General features: G+C 46.9%; 5 protein-coding genes and 1 pseudogene. 1 reads left to right on the top strand and 5 read right to left on the bottom strand.

The window, feature by feature from the left end; genetic code table 11:
• Positions 1-9: 9 nt before the first annotated feature.
• Positions 10-219 (top strand): annotated as a pseudogene (locus BGK46_RS17210) (integrase core domain-containing protein); the annotation flags it as partial.
• Here BGK46_RS17210 and BGK46_RS14285 read toward each other — a convergent pair.
• The 5 genes from BGK46_RS14285 to BGK46_RS14305 form a co-directional block, all read right to left on the bottom strand.
• A complete protein-coding gene (locus BGK46_RS14285) occupies positions 205-411 on the bottom strand; it encodes a hypothetical protein (protein ID WP_069590346.1) in 207 nt (68 codons plus the stop codon). The pseudogene BGK46_RS17210 and the gene BGK46_RS14285 sit on opposite strands and share 15 nt — an antisense overlap.
• A gap of 71 nt (positions 412-482) precedes the next feature.
• Positions 483-1,220, bottom strand: a complete 738-nt coding sequence (locus tag BGK46_RS14290) for a hypothetical protein (protein ID WP_069590348.1) — start codon at positions 1,218-1,220, stop codon at positions 483-485.
• A complete protein-coding gene (locus BGK46_RS14295) occupies positions 1,217-4,462 on the bottom strand; it encodes a T6SS effector BTH_I2691 family protein (RefSeq protein ID WP_069590350.1) in 3,246 nt (1,081 codons plus the stop codon). The genes BGK46_RS14290 and BGK46_RS14295 overlap by 4 nt, the downstream gene beginning before the upstream one ends.
• Complete coding sequence (locus BGK46_RS14300; protein ID WP_069590351.1) at positions 4,459-5,349, bottom strand: DUF4123 domain-containing protein; 891 nt, start codon at positions 5,347-5,349, stop codon at positions 4,459-4,461. Before BGK46_RS14300 ends, BGK46_RS14295 begins: the two co-directional genes overlap by 4 nt.
• Positions 5,349-6,137: bacteriophage T4 gp5 trimerisation domain-containing protein (locus BGK46_RS14305; protein ID WP_084781483.1), on the bottom strand; the 789-nt coding region annotated here is incomplete at its 5' end. The genes BGK46_RS14300 and BGK46_RS14305, both read right to left, overlap by 1 nt.

Here is a 6,137-nt window from a genome sequence, read left to right on the forward strand (position 1 = left end):
TTGTAAGTCTCCCATATAGAGCGATTTAACCGAACTTATCGGACAGAAATACTCAACATGTACGTGTTCAAAACCTTGAGTGAAGTCCGAGACCTGACAGAAAAATGGATGAAGGAATACAACGATGAACGCCCTCATGACTCACTCGATGATCTGACTCCTTGGGAGTATTTAGCAAGGCATGAAAGTAGGAAAAACTCTAATTTAGAGTGCCACTAAAACAGGGAGGGTTACAAGTTCATCAATGACAGACCAAAGAAAAAGTAGAAATAGCACTGCGAATGAAATAGACCAAATCCAATCTAACAAATTATTATATTTGAAACCGGCTCCTTTATATTCCCAAGAATGCACTATTTTTTCATTATAGATTTTTTCTTTTGGAGGCTCTATATATTCTTTATAGCTCATTCATTTACTCTCACTTCAATGGTACGCATCATTCACTCTTCCCGAATTGAAGTGAGTTATTGAACGCTATACTATTCAGCCGCTTTCTCTTCTTCTTGCTGATAAACAGGGTGTTTATATTTATCTTTCAACCTTTTTATCTTAACAAACTCGATACGAGGAAAAAGTGAGCGTAATGTAGAAAGTAGTTCTTGCTTTTGGTCGAGTGTCGTGGTGAATATATTCCCACCATAAGCATGCACATCCTGCTCTGCAGCTTCAAGTGACAGCACCCCATCATTCTCTAAGTCAAACACAACCGTACGCTCAGAAATCAAGATATAAGAGTGATTTACATTAGGACGAAAATTCGTCATTCCAAACGACATCAGCGCAAACCCACCTGCCCCAACAAACGCGAGGGGACCGAGCACAAACACGGCAATAACACAGACCACTACTCCCACCCACGCAAAACCACGCACTACCTGATAAGCAACATCAGAGATCATGTCTTTTTCTGTATAGTGAATACCCAAAGAAGTTAAGTGATAACAGCGATGTTTATCGGGTAGAAACAAGTATCTTGATGCGAAAACCATCAGTGTCAAAAAACCACTTAATACCCAAAAAGCAAATGAGTCGACAGTCAACTTCTCGAGCACTGACCAAAGAAACAAAAGAAATGATGTTCCAGCAAATATTGACAGTCCCCACTTAACCATATTTTCGTGTTTCAGGCCCGCTCCCATAGATTCCCAAGAATAAATCACCTGAGCAGCACACAGCTGCTTCTCGAGGAGCTCTGTGTTATCTCCATTACTCATCATTCAATTCTCACTTCAATGGTACGCTTGGCTAGTTCTTTGTCTTTCGGTGCTGGGTTTACGGTTAGATCACCTTGGTGGTTGCCTATAGCCACATAGCCCAGCGTCTCATTCTCTGTTACTTGCCAAGCAAACGGCATACTAACGAGTACTGCCACCGTATCGTCGGTGGTACCGCCCATATTTAGTCGGTAGATAGGGCTTCCTGATGCCTCATCTGTGCTCCATGTACCACCTCGCTCATTGACGACGACTGCAGATTTTGGCTGAGCAACACGGTAGTGGTAGCTCTTATCTTTGGGTTTACGGGTGATTTGTAAACCAATCTTTGTATCCCGAGTAAACGCAGGCAGGGTTAATTCTAATTGCCACTGTTCTGTACCAGCGTCCATCCATTGTGAAGGTCGCAGACTTGGGGTAGCATTTAGTCGAATTTGAGGTTTATGAATAACTTGGTCCAAACGCTTCAGCTCCTCAAGATACTCCCACTGGCTAGGCTGTTTCCCCCAAGTAGAGTGAAGCAACCACTTTTCTATCTCTGAGCGTTTAAAAACATTTATGACTACGATGGCTATCAAATAAGCGATACCCGCAACCATTAGCGTACTCAACATCCAAGTTGCAATAATGGAGCTGATACTGGTGGATAATATACCGAACCGGCTAAAGATGTTTGCACCTAGTTGGATAAAAAATACAAGCGCCTGAGCTGTCGTAGATACGCCTTTTAAGGCATACCCCAGCGTTTCCATCGGCGCGTTGCTTGAATCTAATACCTTTTCACCACTATCCAACGTTTCTAGCCCTGTTGCCAATAAGCCAAATAACGACACCATCGCTGTGGTTTTAGCAAAGGTTTTCAATGTGGCTGCCTTTGAGGCACTAGGAGTCCTCTCCAAGGCTTCACTCAAGCTTCTTTCTAAGAGCTTTTTATCCCCAACCATTTTTTCCCATGCCGCATCTCGCCAAACCGCCGAGATCGCGGACACCGCATAAGCGGTCGAGTAAGTAGCTTCTCTTAGTGCTGGGTTTGCCCATAAGCTAGTCTCTGGGTGCTGCTCGGCTTTATAACGAATATTATGTAAGACTGATGCGCTATTCCAAATATTGAGGATCGCAACAATGCCTCCCATTTTACCGAGCTTATTCCACGATGTTTGAGCAGCTTGTGTACCTTTTTGCCAGATGCGCTCAATGGCTTGATTGAGCATTTTTTTCGCTGCATCATTCACCGCTTGATACTTCACCGTGACCATTTGAGGTAACTCACTACTCAATAGCTTCTGCAACCTCTGCTGAGCTGCATGCATGGTTTGAATCTGATGATTTTTGGGAGTCGGTTGCCCGACCGGAGGTTGGCTAATACGTGTAATGATCGCGACTTCGGCATTCATCTTTCGCTGCCATGCCGAAACTTGCGCCGGATAGTCTGGGTTGTGTGCAACAATCGCTTCTGGATTAACGATTGCCTCCAATATCACTAGCCGTAAATTACTGATCATGCCTAGAGGACTATTTGTGGTATTCATTTGGCTAGGAAACAACAGGTTGGTTGTCGCTCGCCACGTCTGTTCCGCCGCACCTGATGCCGCATGCTGCAACGCAGCAAAACTTTTTTTAATAGGCTCTGCAAGCGATTTAAACCATTCCTTCTCTTGGATACGAACATCGCCCGTGAATCCATCATAGTTAGCAATCGCACTAAACAGTGCCAACATATCTCCCGGTTTATCTAAGCCGATAAAATGATGCTCAATCTTTTGCACTTCATCATTCAGTGCTTGCCAATTCTCTTTGGAGAAACCCACTGACGCCAGCGCCAAGAGATTATCAGGCTGATCAAAGTCCAGAACTTTATTCAGTTCAGCCTGTGCTTCCTCATTGTTTATCGCGTGTTTTACGCCAACCAAATATTGACTCACTAAGCTCAGCAGATACACCAAATGATCCGTGTCTTGATTGTCTACACCCACAATGACTGGATCGGTGCTTAATTGTTTAAGGCCGTACATAAAGTCTTTGTAGCGAGTGGCGATGCGCGCATCAAGGCCTTGTAATTGGTTGTAATGGTCCGAGAGAAATGCCTCTAGCGCTTCCCAATCCACTTCATCGCTGAACATAGACCAACGCTGTTTTTGCTCTTCAGTGAGTTGGTAATCGTATTGTTCCTCAAGAAGCGCCCCTTTATTTAACGCCTCTTCTTGCAGTGGTGTCATCGGCACAGTCGCGACATTGGGGTTACTTTCTAACGCAGCTCGCTCTTGGTCAGCAAGCCGTTGTGTCGCAAGATAGTCAATAACATGGCGCTCGAATGCCAACTCTCTAATGGGATCACCCTTCACTGAACTGGGTACTTCGTCTTGCTCCAATTTCACGCCTGCTAGCATTCGCGTCAGCTCAGCCATTTGGAGCTTATGCATGTTCTCTTCGTCTTTTAAAATAACACTCTGTCGCGCTACTTCTTGAGATAAAGGCAAGAACAAATCAGACACATCGGCCAACCTATCATCCAGCGCAATAAAAAAGCCTTCATTGGGTTTATCCAAGTCCACCTTGTAGTCAGTGACAGTGCTACCTGGCTTTTGTGCAACCTGCTGGTGTTGTTGAACGTCTTGCTCATCGGTTTCTAGATCATCGACTTCATCAAGCGGTGTGCACGTACTTGCAAATAACCCAGCCGGCGCAGAGTCCTCGCCAATATCAATCACACTTTGCCCGAGTTGCTTTAAACTGCCGGTGTGTGGATGCGCCATATTCTCGCGATAATAATCAAGATCGAGCTCTCGCATCCACGCACTGCGTAGCTGACCCTTTTCTTGCATCAGTGCTTTTAAGCGCGCCGTCCAGCGTAGATGCGAAAACGCAAGATAGACCGTGTGTTTAACCGGATAGTTTAAACGGCTTGATGTTTCGCCATCGCTGTCATCATCTAGCTTTTTAATGAGTTTGGTACCAGACACTTGGTATTCATCGAGACGCTCCGCGTCTTGGTCGTAGACATACAGCCAACCATCCCTTAGTTGGCGCAATGTGCGCTGGCTATACTCTGCATCGATCCACGCTTCACCTTGCCACTTTTTAGGTAAAGCAAATATTGGTGTGTAATCGTCTTGATCATAGCCATTGTCGAACGCATAACGCACAGGAACAAAACCAACGCTGCCACCTTTTAAAGGACACGGTCCGGTTGGGTCGCGGCTATCTTGATTGTTGGCACATTTGGCCGCTGAGATTGGGTCACTCATAGCTGCTCCTGCTGGTTCGATAAGTGAGACTCGGCTTGTTCTGATTCGTGTTTTGCCAATAAGGCCGCTTGCTCGATGCGCTGAGAGGGTGTCCTTGCCGATGGATTAAGAACAAGATTGCTTATATCGGGATACACAGATGCATCGAGCGCTTGCTCTCCCACAAAACCTAACACATTGAAAAATTGCGTGAGGTCTTGCCCGGTATGAAATCCTTGCTGATAGGCAGTGTCTGCCCATGTCTGTACCCATTGGTCGGGATCTGACTGAGAGGTAAGACGCTCAGGAAAGTAAGTTCGCATATGTTGCTTAAGGCTTTGTATTTGATTTCGCCAAACCACGGTACCAAGCGCGCTCCATTGCGGATCTGAGAGCTGATAGGGCAACGAGACTGATTTGGCCGACTCAGGGGCATGATAAACCTGCCAACCTTCACGCGTTGGCAGCCAAAGTGCAGACATTAAGGACCAAAAACCACCAAAATCATTAGATAGCAACGCATCAATGCATTCACTGTGCGCCAGCTTTAAGAACACCTTACTGCCATAGGGTGACAGCACTTGAATGAAATCCCGTAACTGATGTGCTACGTCAAGCCCGGGGTGTGAAGAGGCGAATACATATCCTGCAGTGGGTTGATTGAGCGTGGTAAACCATGTCCACACTGCGTCGGTCAATCGTACAACAAAGGGAGAAACCGCGAGCAGCTGGTCATAAGGCGGTTGCGTATAGACAGGCATAATGTCTAACTCTCCTTCTAACCCATATAGTTGCTGCGCAAGGTCTTCAATTTGTCCGCCATCGACCATCAAATACAAACGGTGCCCCTCTTGCGGCTGCATGTCAGGGACGCTATCGAAAAGATTGCTATGCGCCAAGATAGTCATCACTTCTCGCACTCCTCACATAAAGGAGATTGCCCCTTTAGTGCTTCTACTTGACGTTGAGGCGACAATGATGACGTATCGTCTGTTCTCGGCGCCCACGATGGCGTCGGTGCCCCTTGCTGTGTTTCTGATGTGGTCATTACATCAACCGCTTGGATATTGGGGAGTGGCGCGGCTTCGGGATCGGCTAAGGCATCAATGGTTTTTGGACGCTTGGCCATTTGGCCATTAAAGCCTGGGCCACTGCCCGCGCTGCCGCCTGAGTTTAAGTTCACCGCGGCACCAGAAGCATGCACGCCAGCCGCATCCACTTTCACAAAGCTACCGCCGGCACTTAAGGTAACTTCTGCACCGGCTTCAATCACCAGTTTGGCGCCCGTTTTTAGGTGAATGTCACTCCCTGCTTCCACCGCATGAACCTTACCGACTTTATAGTGCTCACTGGCTTTGACGAGATTGGAGTGGTTACCACCAATACGGGTGCGACTCTCTCCCTCCACGGTATGATGCGCATTGCCCATCACACGATGAAATTGGTCGTTGTGTACCTGATGGTGGTTGTCATGACCTATCTCGGTCACGCGGTCGTTTTCTACCTCGGTGTGCCAGTCTTTTTGGGCGTGTAAATACACTTGCTCACTGCCCGATTGGTCTTCGAACGTGAGCTCGTTGTAGCCCTCGCCTTGGTGGCTCTCACTGCGCCAAACCGTCTTGGTTTTGTGTGCCGGTAAGGTATAAGGCGGCACATTGGTCGCATGATACGTGCGCCCGGTGATAATCGGTTGGTC

It is taken from the genome of Salinivibrio sp. SS2 (genome assembly GCF_001722075.1).
GTDB classification, from domain to species: domain Bacteria; phylum Pseudomonadota; class Gammaproteobacteria; order Enterobacterales; family Vibrionaceae; genus Salinivibrio; species Salinivibrio proteolyticus.